General features: G+C 52.4%; 16 protein-coding genes. 11 read left to right on the forward strand and 5 right to left on the reverse strand.

The genetic code is table 11. From position 1 onward, the window contains the following. Positions 1-23: 23 nt before the first annotated feature. The 11 genes from cdaA to PCAR_RS05865 all read left to right on the forward strand — a co-directional run bounded on the left by cdaA (position 24) and on the right by PCAR_RS05865 (position 10120). On the forward strand, positions 24-809 hold the full coding sequence (gene cdaA, locus PCAR_RS05815; protein ID WP_011340718.1) for a diadenylate cyclase CdaA: 786 nt from the start codon (positions 24-26) through the stop codon (positions 807-809). Between the two features lie 2 nt (positions 810-811). Next, complete coding sequence (locus PCAR_RS05820) at positions 812-1468, forward strand: CdaR family protein (protein WP_011340719.1); 657 nt, start codon at positions 812-814, stop codon at positions 1466-1468. Between the two features lie 27 nt (positions 1469-1495). Beyond that, on the forward strand, positions 1496-2869 hold the full coding sequence (glmM, locus tag PCAR_RS05825; RefSeq protein ID WP_011340720.1) for a phosphoglucosamine mutase: 1374 nt from the start codon (positions 1496-1498) through the stop codon (positions 2867-2869). A gap of 2 nt (positions 2870-2871) precedes the next feature. Then, entirely contained in the window at positions 2872-3591 is a 720-nt protein-coding gene (locus tag PCAR_RS05830) for a pyridoxine 5'-phosphate synthase (protein ID WP_011340721.1), read from the forward strand. 1 nt (position 3592) lies between these two features. Continuing rightward, positions 3593-3979, forward strand: coding sequence for a holo-ACP synthase (gene acpS, locus PCAR_RS05835; RefSeq protein ID WP_011340722.1), 387 nt, complete (start codon positions 3593-3595; stop codon positions 3977-3979). A gap of 36 nt (positions 3980-4015) precedes the next feature. Further along, positions 4016-4465, forward strand: a complete 450-nt coding sequence (locus tag PCAR_RS05840) for a CBS domain-containing protein (protein WP_011340723.1) — start codon at positions 4016-4018, stop codon at positions 4463-4465. A 3-nt stretch (positions 4466-4468) separates the two neighbouring features. Then, positions 4469-4951 carry a tRNA (adenosine(37)-N6)-threonylcarbamoyltransferase complex ATPase subunit type 1 TsaE gene (gene tsaE, locus PCAR_RS05845; RefSeq protein WP_011340724.1) on the forward strand — a complete coding sequence of 161 codons (483 nt, stop codon included), beginning with the start codon at positions 4469-4471 and terminating at the stop codon, positions 4949-4951. A gap of 220 nt (positions 4952-5171) precedes the next feature. After that, complete coding sequence (locus PCAR_RS05850) at positions 5172-6404, forward strand: aspartate kinase (protein WP_011340725.1); 1233 nt, start codon at positions 5172-5174, stop codon at positions 6402-6404. A gap of 43 nt (positions 6405-6447) precedes the next feature. Continuing rightward, complete coding sequence (gene cimA / locus PCAR_RS05855; protein WP_011340726.1) at positions 6448-8022, forward strand: citramalate synthase; 1575 nt, start codon at positions 6448-6450, stop codon at positions 8020-8022. Positions 8023-8064: 42 nt separating this feature from the next. Next, positions 8065-8580, forward strand: a complete 516-nt coding sequence (locus PCAR_RS17715) for a ComEA family DNA-binding protein (protein WP_158447406.1) — start codon at positions 8065-8067, stop codon at positions 8578-8580. Between the two features lie 490 nt (positions 8581-9070). Next, positions 9071-10120, forward strand: a complete 1050-nt coding sequence (locus PCAR_RS05865) for a mechanosensitive ion channel family protein (RefSeq protein ID WP_200858988.1) — start codon at positions 9071-9073, stop codon at positions 10118-10120. Positions 10121-10234: 114 nt separating this feature from the next. On the opposite strand, the gene PCAR_RS05870 is transcribed toward PCAR_RS05865, so the two are convergent. From PCAR_RS05870 to PCAR_RS18330, 5 genes are all read right to left on the reverse strand, one after another. Next, on the reverse strand, positions 10235-12103 hold the full coding sequence (locus PCAR_RS05870; protein WP_158447407.1) for a putative bifunctional diguanylate cyclase/phosphodiesterase: 1869 nt from the start codon (positions 12101-12103) through the stop codon (positions 10235-10237). A gap of 17 nt (positions 12104-12120) precedes the next feature. Next, positions 12121-14334 carry a HAMP domain-containing protein gene (locus PCAR_RS05875; RefSeq protein ID WP_011340731.1) on the reverse strand — a complete coding sequence of 738 codons (2214 nt, stop codon included), beginning with the start codon at positions 14332-14334 and terminating at the stop codon, positions 12121-12123. A gap of 13 nt (positions 14335-14347) precedes the next feature. Beyond that, positions 14348-15292, reverse strand: coding sequence for a PhnD/SsuA/transferrin family substrate-binding protein (locus tag PCAR_RS05880; RefSeq protein WP_011340732.1), 945 nt, complete (start codon positions 15290-15292; stop codon positions 14348-14350). 107 nt (positions 15293-15399) lie between these two features. Continuing rightward, entirely contained in the window at positions 15400-16308 is a 909-nt protein-coding gene (locus PCAR_RS05885; RefSeq protein ID WP_041531277.1) for a phosphate/phosphite/phosphonate ABC transporter substrate-binding protein, read from the reverse strand. Between the two features lie 145 nt (positions 16309-16453). Further along, entirely contained in the window at positions 16454-17266 is an 813-nt protein-coding gene (locus PCAR_RS18330) for a phosphate/phosphite/phosphonate ABC transporter substrate-binding protein (RefSeq protein ID WP_011340734.1), read from the reverse strand. Positions 17267-17409 lie beyond the last annotated feature (143 nt).

Here is a 17409-nt window from a genome sequence, read left to right on the forward strand (position 1 = left end):
GTTCAATGAGCGGATAATCAACAATGAGCGGATTTTTCGATTTTATTCAGAATTTCAGGTGGCTGCTTGATCCGCTCGATGTCGTTATCGTCGCTTTTATCATCTACCGTATCATCCTTCTGATCAAGGGAACCCGTGCCGTTCAGATGCTGTTCGGTCTGGCCGTGATTCTGCTGGTCTATGTGACATCCCAGGTGACCGGGTTATATACCCTGCACTGGATACTGGATAACTTCCTGTCGTCCATCATCCTGGTGATTGTCGTGCTGTTCCAGAACGATATCCGGCGGGCTCTGATCCATGTTGGTGCCAACCCGTTTTTTACCGATCTGTCGTATCGGGAGGAAAATGAAATCATTTCCGAATTGGTCAAAGCCTGTGTGAATATGGCCAATCGTCGTATCGGCGCCCTGGTGGTGATCGAGCGGGAAACCGGCATCAAGGATTTCCTGGAAGTCGGCACCGAAATCGACTCCAAGGTTACCAGCGACCTGATTGCTTCCATTTTTCTACCTTATTCGCCGTTGCATGACGGTGCGCTGGTCGTACAGCAGGGGCGCTTGACGCGGGCAGGGTGTTTCCTGCCCTTATCCCAGAATCCGGATATCAGCAAAGCCCTCGGCACGCGCCACCGTGCTGCCATCGGCCTGACGGAACTGGTCGATGCCGTTGCCATTGTGGTTTCCGAGGAAACCGGGAAAATCTCCATGGTGGTCGGGGGACGCATTACCCGCGATCTTGACTCCACAGCCTTGAGTCGGGTGCTCAAAACCCTTTTGGAGCCCCGCAACACCCGGAAGAAGAAGTGAGCATGTTTAAACTGTTGACGGAAAACTGGGCGCTGAAGCTTCTTTCGCTGGTTTTTGCTCTAATCCTGTGGTTTTTCGTCATGGGGGAGCGTAAGCTCGAGCGTTCCTATGCCGTGCCTCTGGAAATGAAAAATATGCCGGAAGGCATGATGGTGGCCAACGATGTGCCGAGTGTCGTTGAGGTTCGTATCAGCGGTCCGCGCACGCTGCTGGTGAATCTGCACTCTGAGGATATGCGCATCCTTGTCGACTTGAAAGGGCTTGATGTCGGATTGACGTCTTTCAAACGTCTCGAGGAGCGTCTCAATATCCCGGCGCCCCTGAAGGTGACCCGGCTGTCGCCTTCTTACGTCGATGTCAAACTATCCCGGATTACGGTGAAAACCGTGCGGGTCAAACCGGTTCTTGTGGGCCGGCCGGCCCAGGGCTACTGGGTTGAAAAGGTACGCACGAATCCCGAGTCGATACAGGTCGAAGGGGCCGAAGATGAGCTTGATGCGCTGCAGCAGGTCGAAACCGCCCCGTTGAACATCGAAAATGCAGGCAGTACCCTGGTTGAGGTGGTGCCGGTGGACTATCGCGGTAAATTTTCCCGGCTTAAGACGCCTCAAAATGTAGAGGTTGAAATCACAATCGGGCAACGTCCCGGTGAGTTATAAGGGGTTGATAGGAGAATGATGGTTGCTATGAAGAAAAAATTATTCGGTACCGATGGTGTGCGCGGGGTCGCCAATATCTACCCCATGACCACGGAAATCGCCATGCAGCTCGGTCGTGCTGCAGCTCATATATTCAAGAAGGATCACACCCGGAGGCATCGTATCGTTATCGGCAAGGATACCCGCCTGTCCGGTTATATGATTGAAAATGCGCTGGTCGCCGGCATCTGTTCCATGGGCGTCGATGTGCTGCTGGTCGGCCCTCTGCCGACTCCCGGTATCGCCTTTATCACCTCTTCCATGCGGGCCGATGCCGGTGTGGTGATCTCGGCTTCGCACAATCCGTATCAGGATAACGGCATCAAATTTTTCTCCGCCGATGGTTTTAAATTGCCGGATACGACGGAGTTGGAAATCGAAAAACTGATCTTCGGCAACGAAATCGACTCCCTGCGTCCTGTCGCCGATGAGGTAGGCAAGGCGTTTCGTATGGATGACGCCGGCGGTCGCTATATCGTCTTTCTCAAAAATTCCTTCCCTCAGGATCTCGATCTCAACGGCCTTAAAATCGTCCTCGATTGCGCCAATGGAGCGGCTTACAAAGTGGCCCCGGCGGTTCTCGAGGAGTTGGGGGCGGAGGTTGTTACGCTGGGCGTCAAGCCCAATGGGTCCAATATCAATGCCGGTTGCGGCTCTTTGTATCCGGAGTCTCTGGCCAAGGCGGTCAAGGAGCATGGCGCTCATCTCGGCATGGCCCTGGATGGTGATGCCGATCGGGTGATTTTCGTTGATGAACAGGGCCAGGAAGTCGATGGCGACCAGATCATGGCTATTTGCAGCCTCGATATGATGAAACAAGGTAAGCTGGCGCACAATACCCTGGTGTCCACCGTGATGAGCAACATGGGGCTCGATATCGCTTTGCGCAATGCCGGCGGGCAGGTGGTCAAAACGGCGGTCGGCGACCGATATGTTGTGGAGGAGATGCGCCGTGGCGGTTATAATCTCGGCGGCGAACAGTCCGGGCATATGATTTTTCTGGATTACAACACCACGGGCGACGGGATGGTTTCGGCGCTCCAGTTGCTGGCGATCATGCAACGTACCGGCAAGCCGCTGTCGGAACTTGCCGGCGTCATGACGGCTTTGCCGCAGGTGTTGATCAATGTGCGTGTCGCCAGTCGCCAGGATATCAATATTGTTCCGGAAATCGCGCGCACGGTGAAAGCCGTCGAGGAAAAGCTGGCCGATACCGGCAGGGTGCTGATCCGTTATTCCGGCACCGAGCCGCTGCTGCGGATTATGCTTGAAGGGCAGGACGAGGCTGAAATCACCGGATTGGCCCAGGAAATTGCCGATGTCATCGAGCGGCACCTGGGCGTCAGAACAAAGGAGCAATAATCGTGGCATTGCTTGGAGTCAATGTGGATCATGTGGCGACCATCAGGCAGGCGCGCGGCACCAACGAGCCTGACCCGGTGACGGCTGCGGCCCTTGCCGAATTGGCCGGCGCCGACGGGATTACCATCCATCTGCGGGAAGATCGCCGGCATATTCAGGACCGCGACGTGGAATTGATCCGGCAGACCGTCAAAACCCGCCTGAACCTCGAGATGGCGGCCACCGATGAAATGGTCGGTATCGCTCTGAAAGTGCGTCCGGATGCCGTGACTTTGGTGCCGGAAAAGCGCAAGGAGCTGACCACCGAAGGGGGCCTGAATGTCGCTTTGCTGCGGCAGACTCTTAAAAAGCATATCGACCTGCTTAAGCAAGGGGGTATAAGCGTCAGCCTGTTTATCGATCCCGACCTGGAGCAGGTTAAAGCTTCCCACCGGATCGGTGCCGACGCCATCGAAATTCATACCGGTGCCTACTGCGATGCCGCATGCGCCGCTACGCGCAGCAAGGAACTCGATAAGCTGACCAACGCGGTTAAGGCCGGCAACAAGCTGGGCCTGCTGGTTCATGCCGGTCACGGATTGACGTATTTCAATATTCAGCCGGTCGCAGCTATCGGCGGCATTCGGGAATTCAATATCGGCCATAGCATTATTTCGCGAGCCGTTCTGGTTGGTATGGACCGGGCGGTGCGGGAAATGAAGGATCTGGTCGGCGGGGCCTGACATGCCGTATCTGAGCGGGTTGGGTAACGATCTGGTGCGCATTCAGCGTTTTCGGAGGTTTCTGGAGGCCGGGAAGACCGCCATCCTTGAACGGTTGTTCACCGAGGAGGAGCGAAGCTTCTGCCTGGCCAAGAAAGATCCTGCGCCCCATTTCGCCGTACGGTTTGCCGCCAAAGAAGCCTTTTTGAAAGCTCTTGGAACCGGACTGCGTTATGGTATCCGCTGGCAGGATATGGCGGTGGTGCGCAATCCGGAGGGGAAGCCCGACCTGGTTCTGGATGGCGAGGCCGCCCGCCTGTTTGAAGACCGTGGCCACGTCCGTCTGCTGCTGTCGTGCAGCCATGATGGGGATTACGCTTTTGCCACTGTCGTGTTCGAGGGTAACTGATCCGCTTTTGTCTCCAATCCGGAAAGGGATATGATCATGCTGAAAGCCCGTGATATCATGACCAGCGAAGTACATACGGTTTCCATGGAAACCAGCGTCGATGAGCTGGCCCGTTTGTTTGTCAAGACCGGGGTCAGCGCCATGCCAGTGGTCGATTCCGAAGGCATGTTGCAGGGTATCGTGACGGAGACCGATCTCGTTGCCCAGGATAAGCCCTTGCATATCCCGACGGTCGTATCCCTGTTCGACTGGGTCGTTTATCTGGAGAGCGAAGACCGTTTCGCCGAGCAGGTAAAGAAAATGACCGCCCAGAAGGTGCGGGAAATCTGTACCACCGATGTAGCGACCTGCTCGCCTGACGAACCGGTTTCCCAGGTTGTCGCCGTGATGCTGGAAAAGTCGGTACATATGGTGCCGGTGGTGCAGGAAGGTAAACTGCTGGGGGTCGTTGCGCGGCTCGATATCATTCGCAACATGGAGCTCTAAACCGTGTCGGAGTGGATTCTCGATACCGCCTCGGCGGAAGAAACCAGACGCCTCGGCCGTTGTTTGGGCCAGGTGATCAAAGATCCTGTCGTGCTGCTTTTGAGCGGTGACCTGGGCGCGGGTAAAACCTGTCTGACCCAGGGTATCGCCCGCGGCTTGGACATTCCTGAAAGCGAGCCGATCGTCAGCCCGACATACACTTTGATGAATTTGTATGAGGGACGTTTGCCGCTTTATCATTTCGATCTTTACCGGCTGGCGGATCCCAGCGAACTGGAGGATCTCGGGTTGGAGGAATACCTGCCCGGAGACGGGGTCGCCGTGGTGGAGTGGGCCGATCGTTTTGACGATCTGTGCCCGACCTATCTTGCTATCCGGATTCAGCATCGGGGTCCCGATATGCGGGCCATTCGTTTTTGCGCTGTCGGTCCGACGGGCGAGACTCTGTTGGAGGCGTTGCAATCCGTTTGGCAATCGCAGGGTTGAAACCATGCCTGCATCCACAAACGGGATTGTTTGTAAAAAGGCAACCAGGCTGCATTCTATCGGCTTTGGTTTGCCATGTGAAATACGGATCGTATAAGCAGGTTGACAGGCCGGAGACAGTCTCGGATTCAGGACTTTCGAGACGTTTCCATGGGGTGGGGTTGCTACCGCATTCTGCCTGAACGCCTGGTTTTCCATATTGAAAAGGAGGAAGGGGACTATGGCCCTGGTAGTACAGAAGTATGGGGGGACATCGGTCGGTGATGTTGACCGGATCCGCAATGTCGCCCGGCGCGTTGCCAAAACCTACGACGACGGAAATGACGTGGTCGTGGTTGTGTCGGCTATGTCCGGAGAAACCAATAAACTGGTGGCTCTGGCCAATGAATTATGCGATTTTCCCAGTGAACGTGAATATGACGTACTGGTGTCGACGGGCGAACAGGTGACTATTGCTTTGCTTTCCATGTGTTTGCAGTCCATGGGTTACAAGGCAAAAAGTTATCTGGGCCATCAGATTCCCATCTTTACGGACAGCACTTTCAGCAAGGCGCGTATCGAAAGCATCGACGACAAGAATATCCGTGAAGATCTCAATAACGGCACGATCATTGTCGTAGCCGGTTTCCAGGGTATCGACCATGACGGCAACCTCACCACCCTGGGACGGGGCGGTTCCGACACCTCCGCCGTCGCGGTGGCCGCCGCTCTTAAAGCCGATGTCTGTGAGATTTATACCGATGTGGACGGCGTCTATACGACCGATCCCCGGATTGTGGCGGATGCCACCAAAATCGAGAAAATTTCCTACGACGAGATGCTCGAAATGGCTTCCCTCGGAGCCAAGGTATTACAGATACGTTCGGTGGAATTCGCCAAAAAATACGGCGTGATCGTGCACGTGCGTTCCAGTTTTAACGATAATCCAGGGACCCTGGTTACCAAGGAGGACGAGGATATGGAAACCGTTCTGGTTTCGGGCGTTACATACAATAAAGACGAAGCGAAGATTTCCGTGATGGGTGTGCCTGACAAGCCTGGTGTCGCCGCCAAGCTGTTCACTCCCCTGACCACTTCGAATATTACCGTTGACATGATTATCCAGAATGTGTCCAACGACGGACTTACCGATCTGACTTTCACAGTGCCGCGCGGCGATTTCAAGAAGGCTCTCAAGGCCGTCGAGGAAACCGCCCGGGAAATCGGTGCGGCCGGTGTGCGCAGCGATGAAAATATCGCCAAGGTATCCATTGTCGGGGTCGGAATGCGTTCCCACTCCGGGATTGCCAGCAAGATGTTCCGGGTTCTTTCCCAGGAAGGTATCAACATCCAGATGATCTCAACCAGCGAGATCAAAGTTTCCTGTGTTATTGATGCCAAATATACGGAATTGGCAATTCGTGTACTGCACCAGGCTTTTGGTCTGGATAAAAAAGATAGCAAGGCCGAATAAGGGGTTTCCGCTGGATACCCGGCTGCAGCCAAGAGGTAATGCAATGACTGCGATTCGATTGTACGATACCACCCTGAGAGATGGCACCCAGGCCGAAGAGATATCCTTTCTGGTCGAGGATAAAATCCGTATCGCCCAAAAACTTGACGATCTGGGGATTCATTATATCGAAGGCGGGTGGCCGGGGTCCAATCCCAAGGACATCAGCTTTTTTCAGGAAATCCGCAAAATTTCCCTGCGCCAGACCAAAATTGCGGCGTTCGGTTCGACCCGCCGGGCCAAAACGACCCCGGACAAGGATAACAATCTGCGCACCCTGATCCAGTCCGCGCCGGATGTGGTTACCATCTTCGGTAAAACCTGGGATTTTCATGTGCGCGAAGCGTTGCGTATCAGTCTGGACGAAAACCTGGATCTCATCAACGATTCCCTGCTGTATCTGAAGCGGCACGTTGAGGAGGTGTTCTATGATGCCGAGCACTTTTTCGATGGCTACAAGGCCAATCCCGCGTATGCCATAAAAACGCTTCAGGCGGCCGAACAGGCCGGTGTGGACTGCATCGTGTTGTGCGATACCAACGGCGGTACCCTGCCTTTCGAACTGCCGCCGATCATTGCCGAGGTCCGCAAGCATATTTCCACGCCGCTGGGTATCCATTCCCATAATGACAGCGAATGCGCCGTGGCCAATTCTCTGGTGGCTGTCGATTGCGGTATTGTGCATGTGCAGGGAACCATCAACGGGTTCGGGGAACGCTGCGGTAATGCCAATCTGTGTTCCATCATTCCTTCGCTGATGTTGAAAATGGGCAAGGAGAGCCTTACCAACGAGCAGCTTGCCTCGTTGCGGGAAGTCTCGCGTTTCGTCTACGAACTGGCCAACCTGGTGCCCAACAAGCACCAACCTTTCGTGGGCAACTCCGCGTTTGCCCATAAAGGCGGGGTGCATGTTTCCGCGATTCAGAGACATTCCGAAACCTATGAACACATCCGTCCGGAGCGGGTTGGCAACATCAGCCGTGTGCTGGTTTCCGATTTGTCGGGGCGTTCCAACATCCTGGCCAAAGCTGAGCAATTCAATATTAAGCTGGACAGCAAGGATCCGCTGACGATTGAAATTCTGGAACGCCTTAAGGAATTGGAAAACCAGGGCTATCAATTCGAAGGCGCCGAAGCATCCTTTGATTTGCTCATGCGCCGCGCTTTGGGAACCTTACGGCCGTTTTTTTCCGTGGTCGGCTTTCGCGTCATCGACAGCAAGCGCGAGGGAGAGGATAAGCCTTTCTCCGAGGCCACCGTGCAGGTCAAGGTCGGTGGACATGTGGAACACACGGCTGCCGAAGGCAACGGCCCGGTCAATGCTCTGGACCATGCCCTGCGCAAGGCCCTGGAAAACTTTTACCCTCAAATCAAAGACATGCAACTGCTCGATTACAAAGTCAGGGTTCTCCCGGCAGGCCAGGGAACGGCTTCGGTGACCAGGGTTCTCATTGAATCGGGCGACGCCGATTTACGCTGGGGAACGGTAGGGGTCAGCGATAATATTATCGATGCATCCTATTATGCCCTGGTGGATGCTTTTCAGTACAAACTCTTGAAAGACAGTGACGCTTCCTGAGTCATGAAGCGAGCGCACGGGACTTCCTTCCTGGTTGTTGTCTTGCTCGCCATATTGTTGTTTCATCTGGGCCGGACGGTTTTTCCCTTTGTGGAAGAACCCCCGGCCTTTGCTGTAAACAGGCCCGGATATATGACGGTTTTTTTGGGTGAAGGATTTCCGGAAATCGGCTACCGTCATTTTATTAACGGGTCGAGGGTGTCAGACGTCATTCAGATGGCGTTTACTGACGATGCCGGAAATCTCCCGGTTTATAAAGGCATTGATTCCTGTTTGCGTTCTGGCGAGGCGCTTAGAATCGTCTCGACAGATGCAAAAGTATATGAATTAGAAAGGTTTTTTGTCCCGGCTGGGCAGCGCATGAGTTTGGGCATTGCTCTTCATCCCGATACCATGAAGGTCAGTGATTGGCAAGCTTTACCGGGAATCGGCCCGCGATTGGCCGCACGTATCGTGCAGGATCGCCAAAAAAATGGCGATTTTGGGGAAATCATGGCTGTTCAGCGGGTTTCCGGCATTGGGCCGGCTACCGTCAAGCGTTTGAGAAAGTTTTTTTAGGAAAATTAAATATCTCGCAAGTTGTTGAAAATACATAAATATTAAAGGTTTTTTGTGGTCTTGAAAGGCGGCTGTCGGCTTGTCTCTCCCGGATCTGGCACAGGTTGTGTAACTATGTTTTATATTACCCGTTACCTGTAGGCAGTTACTATTCCAGACAAGGGGGATTTTATGAGATGTCCTAAGTGCAAAGGCCGTATGTATTCCGAAAAGTATTACGATTTCGTGAGGGTGTTTGATGCTTGGAAATGCTCTGCCTGTGGGGAAATAATCGATCACACCATTCTCGCCAACCGGGCACGCAGCCGTAACCTGTTTTTAGGCTGAGGCATGTTCCCTGTTGCTTTAACAGCGTTTTGACAAATACGTTATAGAAGTTGTCTAAAGGTCGGGGCATAGGTTCCGGCCTTTTTGTTTTTGGTGTGCGCCGGCGTATAACGCCGAAAGGGGGAGGGTGGTGCAGGTTGGCGGATTGACTGGATATCTCACCGTGGCCAAACCGGCCGGATGTCTTCTTTTACTGCTGTCTGCGGTGTATGGGGGGATGACGCTCCTGTTGATGCTGGCGCGGAAAGTCGCCGATAGAACGTGGCCCGGTAGTGGAGATTTGATAAGACTCTATGGCACGCGACCTCTGCGTATCCTGGCGATGCTGGGGGCTTTGGGCATGGTCCTGCCGGTGATGGGGTGGCCTTCCGATCTGGTCGGCTTGTTAAGGCATGTGTTGGCTTTGGGGATGATCGGCGTGTGTGCCTGGCTGCTTATCAATACGACGCTGGCCGGACGCACCCTGGTACTCAGGCGCTATGATGTAACCGTTGCCGATAATCTCAAGGCGCGCGTCATGATGACGCAGGTTACCATGCTTTTTCGGGTGGTCTGGGTCATTATCTGTATACTGGCGGTGGCCTGCATGCTGATGACTTTTGAGCGGATCCGGCAACTTGGCATAAGCTTGCTGGCTTCGGCGGGGCTTATCGGTATCGTGGCCGGTTTTGCGGCTCAGAAGAGTCTCGCGACCCTGGTGGCCGGTATTCAGTTGGCGATTACCCAACCGATCCGCCTGGATGATGTCGTGGTCATCGAAGGAGAATGGGGGCGCATCGAAGAGATCACCCTGACCTATGTGGTGGTGCGCATATGGGATGAAAGACGCCTGGTTGTGCCGATCACCCAATTTCTCGAACAACCCTTTCAGAACTGGACCCGCACGTCGGCTCAAATATTGGGGACGGTGTTTTTGTGGGCCGACTATACAATTCCGATTGCCGCACTTCGCAAGGAACTCAAAAGGGTTTGTGAATCTTCCCCCCTTTGGGATGGCAGGGTGTGCCTGCTGCAGGTAACCGATGCCGGTGAGCGTACCTTGCAGTTGCGCGCTCTGGTGAGCGCCAGCGATTCCGGAAAATGCTGGGATCTGCGTTGTGAGGTGCGGGAAAAACTGGTCGATTACGTGCAGCGATACTACCCGGAAGCGCTGCCTCGTTGGCGTGCGAAGCTGGATTTAGTCGATTCCGCAGGACCCGTACAAAATGAATAATGGGCATAATACTCATGCTCTTATGATGGTCTTTCCGTTATTGCGCCTTTGTCCGATACTGCCGCACCTGCGATGATGGTTAAATGTTTTTTTTCGTAGGGAATCGGTCCAGGGTCAGGAGCAGGGAAGCCCCGGAGGATATTGACCAGGATAGGTGCTTATTTCGGAAGTTTTTGTCTTCCGCAAAAAATACTCAGCCTGCTCCGTTGTCAGTGGCAGGCTTAGGCGATAGCCTTGGGCTTCCTGACAATGCTTGTCTTTGAGAAATGTAAACTGATTTTCTGTTTCCACCCCCTCGGCAATGACTTTCAGATTCATGGCACTGGCCATGCTGATAATTGCTTTGATAACCGACTGTTCTTTGAACCCCACGCTGATTCCATTGACGAAGGAGCGGTCTATTTTGAGACAGTCGATCGTCAATGTATGCAGTCTGTTTAAACTTGAATATCCTTTACCAAAATCGTCGATAGCAATCTGGACGCCCATTCGGCTGAGTTCTTCGAGGATTTTGGCTGTGCCTTCGTAATGTTCCATTAGAAGGGTTTCTGTTATTTCTATCTGCAATCCCCCTGGCTCCAGGCCACTTTCGTCCAGGGCCGTTTTGACATTGGACAAAAAGTCCGGATGAATAAATTCTTTAGGGGATACGTTGACGCTTATGCGGGGTAATTCGATGTCCATGTTGTGCCATGTTTTTACCTGATTACATGCCGTGCACATCACCCAATGGCCGAGATCGTAGATTATACCGGTCTCTTCAGCGATCAGTATGAACTCCTTAGGCGGAATTTGCCCAAGTTCCTGGTTGTCCCAGCGTAGCAGAGCCTCCAGGCCGCTGACCGCCCCGGTGTTTAGATCGAATTGCGGTTGATAGACAAGAGATAATTCTTGTCTTTGCAGGGCATGACGTAATTGTGTTTCGATGGCCAAACGTTTCAATGCTTCGGTGTTCATTGATTCCTGATAAAATCGATAATTTTCCGGCTCCCTGTTTTTGGCGAAATACATCGCCATATCAGCACATTTCATGAGTGTTTCTGCGTCTTTGCCGTCATTGGGGAATAAGGCTATACCGATGCTCGGTGTGACCATGACCTGGTGTTTATCGAGATCAGCCGGTCGTGTCAGGCAATGAAATATGCGTTTGGCCACCGTTGCAACAAACTGCTCCGATTCCACCTCCGGTAGCAGGACGGTAAATTCATCCCCTCCGAGTCTTGCGGTTTTGCTGCCCTCGCATGTGCTTCCCAAAAGATCGGATTCCCGGATACATCCAGCAAGTCGTTTGGCAACAATTTCGAGCAATTTGTCCCCCATGCTGTGTCCCAGGGTATCGTTAATCCTTTTGAAATCGTTGAGATCGATAAACAGCAAAGCGGCTTGCTTTTGTTTCCTTTGTGCGATGGCCAGGGTTTTGTTTAACGATTCCAGAAATTGGGTGCGGTTCGGCAATCCGGTCAGATTGTCGAAATAGGCCAGTCTATGCAAACGACCCTGAATCTGGCGGTTTAGTTCCCATTTGCGGGTCATGGTATGGGCCAATTGAAGGACTTCGGCGATGTCGAAGGGCTTTTTCAGGATAACCAGGCTGTCTGTGTCTCCCAATTTATGTTGGATTTCATCCCAGGTGTAATCGGCATAAGCCGTACATAGAACAATTTGCAATTCGGGACTGGCTTTCCAGAGATGGACGATCGTTTCAATGCCGTCCCAACCAGGTGGCATACGCCCATCGACAAAGGCCAGAGAATATGGTGCCTCTTCGCTTTCGGCTTGTTCGACCATGGCCAAAGCCTCCTGCCCCTGGCAGGCGAAATCGATGATGTAATCGGGGGCTGAAAAAGATTGATTACTATCGCCGAAAAGGGCCGCTTCGAGATCGTCCAAAGCTGTATCAGCAGCATTCTTTTTGGTTAATATTTTTTTGAAATCGTCATGGATCGATTGGTTGTCGTCGACGATGAGTATGCGCGGTGTCATAATCGGTTCCTGATGCATTATGCTCTCTCTTTTGGGTGAATGGGCAGTATGAGGGTGAATGTAGCACCCGTGTTTGGCCCATCGCTGTGTACGGCGAGGCTGCCGCCGAGCTCTCTGGCGGTAAGGGCTCCGCTATGCAGGCCGTAACCATGGCCGGTTTTGCGGGTAGTAAAACCGTGCTGAAATATACGGGTCAGGTTTTCCTGGGGAATCCCGATGCCGGTATCGGTGACCTGGAAGAGAATGTGTTCCGGATCGGGAGCTTCGATCTGCAAGGTAATATTCTTCTCACCCACGATTTCGCAGCAGGCATGTTTTGCATTGTTAATCAGGTTCAGAAGTATCTGCAGTACCCGGTGTTTGTCCGTAACAATCGGGAAATCATGACGGTATTGTCGTTGTACCGATATGCCATGCCGTTCAAGGGCGTTGGCATTGAGTTTAAGCGCATCTTCCATGAGCTGGTCGGGATAGACGGTTTCATCAACCCCGCCGACGCGACCGTAACTCTGTTGCATGGAGATGATTTCTTTGATGTGGTCGATCCTTTGTCTCAGGGATTCGGTTTCTTTAAGCAAAGATGTTTGTTCGTCTTGCAGAGATAGGGCAAGGGAAGACAGATAAACGGGGATCTGACTGCCGCGTGCATCCTGGCTTAAAAATTCCGGCAAACAATCGGTATGATCCTGAATGAGTTCCGCTACTTTGGCGATATTTCCAACCCGTGATTTTTTAATCAGATCGATGATTAAAGTGCTGGAGACATTTACGCTGTTCAGGACATTGCCGACATTGTGCAGCACACCGGTCGCTACCTCGGTCATGCCGGCGGCGCGGGAAACTTCGACCAAAGTACTCTGGGCCTCGGCCAGTTCCGACAGGGCTTTCTCCTTGGCCGCGACCTGAGTCTGGAGTTCCAGAGTGCGTTCCTTAACGCGGTCTTCCAAGGTGGCCTTGGCTTCGAGCAGGGCATCTCGGATGCCTTGTCGGGCTATGGTGGCCCCCAACATTTCTGCAGCGGCTCGCAGACTGTCTTTTTCGGCTTCGGTCCATTCACGACAGCGATCGCAGTCGTCTAATCCCAAAAAGCCCCACCAGATGTTGTTGACAAAGACCGGTATGACAATGACAGAGCGAATGCCCAAGGGTTCGAGCAAGGCACGCAAACCGGAGCTTTTGTCGGAAACCACGCCGCTCAGTATGCGGTTGTTTGCAAGTTTTTTCCGATACTTTTCAAGATCCGGATGGTCATATGAAACCAGCTCCAGGGGGGAATGGGCCGTTTGCAAAGCGGCCGATGAGGTTTCCCACACATAGCGCCTGGAGGAACAGATTTGTCCTGTATCGTTTTGAATGTTCTCGTATAAATAGGCCCGGGAAGCTTTCGCTGCCTGGCCGAGTTTGGCGAGAACTTCGTGGATACTGTCCCCCCATTGTTCAGTCCGCAACAGGAGTTGGGCTGCAAACCGGACACTTTCGAGGATACGGTCCCGGCGTAGTAGAGAATCGGTCATGGTGTTGACCGATTGGGCGAGATCGCCGAGTTCGTCCCGCCTGTTGACATCCGCCCGAACGGTAAGATCGCCGTCGGCAATCTTTTGGACCAGCTTTTTAAGACGTAGGATCGGTCGTACGATTTTTCGGGCGTAAAAAAGGGCGAGATGCAGACTTAGTAGAAGGCAGGCCAATATTAACCCGATGGTATTACGATACAGGGTGGCAACGCTGTGATCGTGATCCTTAAGGGACAGGCCGACATGAATCCAACCCCACTCGATGCCGGAATAGTCAAAGGGTTTGGCAAAGTGAAATACCCTCTGATTCAATAGTGGAACGGTAGTTATTTTCCCCTGCGGTATGCGTTTGTCGGATACCCAGTAGCTGTCGATTTGCGGCTCAACCCGCCAGCCGGTTTGCTGATTGACCAGGGAAAATCCGTCATTTTTAGTGATGATCAAAAATTCGAGATCCGGGTCACCGGCGAGGAGGGTCTGACAGGCAGTGACCACGCTTGCGAGGTCATCGTTTATCGCCGCTCCGGCGGCCACATCGTGCAACGATACCGCGACGCCGTTGGCTTTGGATTCCAGGTTGCGGATCAAAATCTCCTTTTGCTGAGGAATGGTCAATAGAACGAAGGTCAGCAAGGTGATCAATGCCAACAGCCATGATAAAAAGGCAATGCGGGGGGCAAGTCCCGTAGAACTTTGTATATTTTTTAGAAAAGACATTCTCGCCAATCTCTTATCGGGGATTATGAGCCTGAAGGAGAAAGTTTTTTACCTCGAGGGGCAAATTTTTATGCATTCGTCGCACGCTTTCCAAGCAAGACGGGGTGAACTTTTCAAGTTTTTGTACTCTAAAAAGTAAAAGAATCTGGCTTCCCATCTCTGCAAGGTGTAAGTCGGGGAGGCCTTGGATCAGGTGTTGCCTGAAATCTTCCGATTTCCACCCCGATCGTTTCAGGCAGATAATGTTGTTAACAAGGGGTGCAGAGACGGCAAGGGGCACGAGTTTGCCGAGTTGTGGGTTGAGTTCGGTCATCAGTTTTAACTGTTTGGAATTCGTCACCACGGCATCTTTTTTACCGAAAAAAACCGGCAGGATAGCTTGCATCGGATCGTTTGAAAAGGTTAATTCGCCGAAGAATGTTTCGGGAAGTTCCATTTTATGATCCCGCAAATAAACGCTTAACCAGTGGATACCAAGATTGGCATTGGTCGTGGTGAGCACGTTAATCGGTTTTCCTCGTAGTTCGGAAACATTTTTGATTTTTCCCCCTCGAGTCAAGAGAAGATAAGTGTTCGTTATGTCACCCTCTTCGGATGTGACAAAGAGGGGCTCCATCCATGCACCATCGGTCACGTCAAGGTAGGTCCAGCTATCGACCAGGATGAGGTCCGGTCTATTGGCAGGGGCAATGTTTTCGAGTTGCTGGGCATTCTCGAATCTTTGTACCTCGGTTTGAACATCGAATCCCCATTGTCGACCGAGATCCCTGACAAAAACCTTTAGCGCCGTTTCCATATCTAAAGCATTGAAACCGAGAAAAGCCCTCGAGACAAAGGCAAAGGTCAATTTTACAGGAGTAAGCGGAGTCTGGTCGGCCGCTGCGGTAAGCGGCGTGAGCAGGACCGGCAGCAGGCAGAATGTGTATATGAGAAAGAATCGGATATTCTTCAATAGCATTAGGTCTCTCCGAGGGAGATGTATCGTATTTGCCGGTACGAGGTGCCATCGATTTATTGCGGCCGTGGTAAAGGGCTACAAATCGTATGTTTTCCCGGATGTCAATTTTACGGTTTTTTTATATAGTGTCGTTTATAGTTTTTAAACAATTGTTCATGCCTCGTAAGCATTTTCACGGCGCTTTTCATACAAGAGGCCGAGCGGGCTTCAAACCCGCTTATATGAAAGAGGGTCATAATCTGTTGTCCGGCTTTGGAGGAGAGCAGCCGGTTGAATCCATTTTGATCCGTCAGTAGTTGCCGTAATCGACTTTCGTATCCCCGTCGGAAGGCAAGACTGAATGATGTTAATGTGGGCGACGAGGCGAGGATTTTCAATTGATGGCTTAATTGCGGGTTGAGTTCACACATGGTTTGGAAACCATTGCGGTCAACGACGCAAGCATCGATGCGGCGGAAAAACACGGGCAGCACGGCTTGGGAAACATCGTCGTATTCTTTGGCTTGGCAGAACCTGGAGGCAGGAGGGTGTTGCTCTCCCATCAGAATCGTGTCGAGCCATATCCGGGCCAGTCCAAAGGTGAAGATGCCGAGTTTCGCTCCTTGTAAATCCTTGAGGTTTTGAATTTTCCCGTCCCGGTGAACCAGCAAGATATATTCGTTTCTGGAATACCTTCCATTTGTTGCCACGATAAAGCAGTTGTCATCCAGAAAGTGGCGCAGGTTCAGGTACTCTGTGGCGGTTAGGGCCAGAGAGTCGACCTTTTTGTCGAGCAAGTCCTGTTTCATCGTTTGAACATCATTATAGGTGCGTGTGACCGGCTCCGTGGCGATATCAAGCTCCTTAGTGACGGTATCGAACGAGACTTTGAGTGCGGCTACGGCGTCGTTTTCGTTTATATTGCTGAAGGTGCTCTTTGAAAACCCTACCCGGAACAATTCTTTTTCGTTTCCGGCCATGGCGATCCGGTCGATTGACGACATCCCCAGGAGAAGCAGACAGACAACCAAAATCATGGGCAGACTCCCTCGATGTCTCTGTATCCCGTCGAAAAGCTGTCGCCCCGGTTGCGGGAGTGTGCCGCTGGCAGCTCTTTCGTTCAGATTATGGCGTTCGGCTTGGTCTGTTTTGTTTAACATTTATCTGGACCCCCCGAGGGGGTTATGGATATGTTGTCGATGGTTTTATGCCATTTGTTCTGCATAATCGTTGATACCTGTTCAGAAGTTGTAAGCTCTCGTTTAAACAAGAAACGGGGCAGGATTTGATATGCTCCGACTGGGTGAGGGCCAAAATCTGGCGACCGGCCGGAGTGTTTCCGAGTTGTTCCATGGCTTCTATGATTCTGGAATCGATCGGATCGTATCGTTTTGCACGGAAGGCAAATCCTGTCGGTATGACCGCTGGGGAGGCGGCCAGGATTTTCAGTTGGTGTTTCAGTTGCGGGTTGAGTTCCCCCATCAGTTCAAAGGTTGTTCGAGAAATCACACAGGCGTCTGTCTTGCCGAAAAACACCGGTAGTGTTACCTGCGCGGGGCGGGAAGATCTTGTAATCGTTCCGAAAAAAATGCTGGCTTGGCCTTGCCGGCTTTCAAGAAGTATCGTATCGAGCCATAGCAGGGCGAGACTCATTCTCGGACTGCTTAACAGGTTTATACTGCGTCCTCGCAGTTGCTCGACTCTTTTTATTCCGCTGTCCTGCCGCACCAGTATCAGATACTCTTCGGTGATTTTTCCTTTATGTACGCCAAGGGCAAGACGGTCGATTTTAATCTTCCGGTTCAGGTGGGGGAACTCGGGAGTGGTGAGGCCAAACCCGTCTACGGCATTGTTCTGGCCGAATTGGATCAGATCGTCAACCGAATGTTGAATGTGCGGATCGGGATCTACGGGGATATTTTTATCTTTCGCCACCGTCATGATCCAGACTTTTATAGCAGCGCGGGCATCGTTTTCATTGACCTGAGAAAACATGCTGGAAGAAAAGGCCAGCTTGAAGGGGGCCCGGTCGGCACCGTTTGTCGGGGCGGCATGTGCGAATATCACAGCCGCCAGGCAAAACGCTGCGGTACAAATCGATGGGCCTAAGCCTGCCCCATGGCCTTTAAATTTTTGTC

The organism is Syntrophotalea carbinolica DSM 2380 (assembly GCF_000012885.1).
GTDB classification, from domain to species: Bacteria; Desulfobacterota; Desulfuromonadia; order Desulfuromonadales; family Syntrophotaleaceae; genus Syntrophotalea; species Syntrophotalea carbinolica.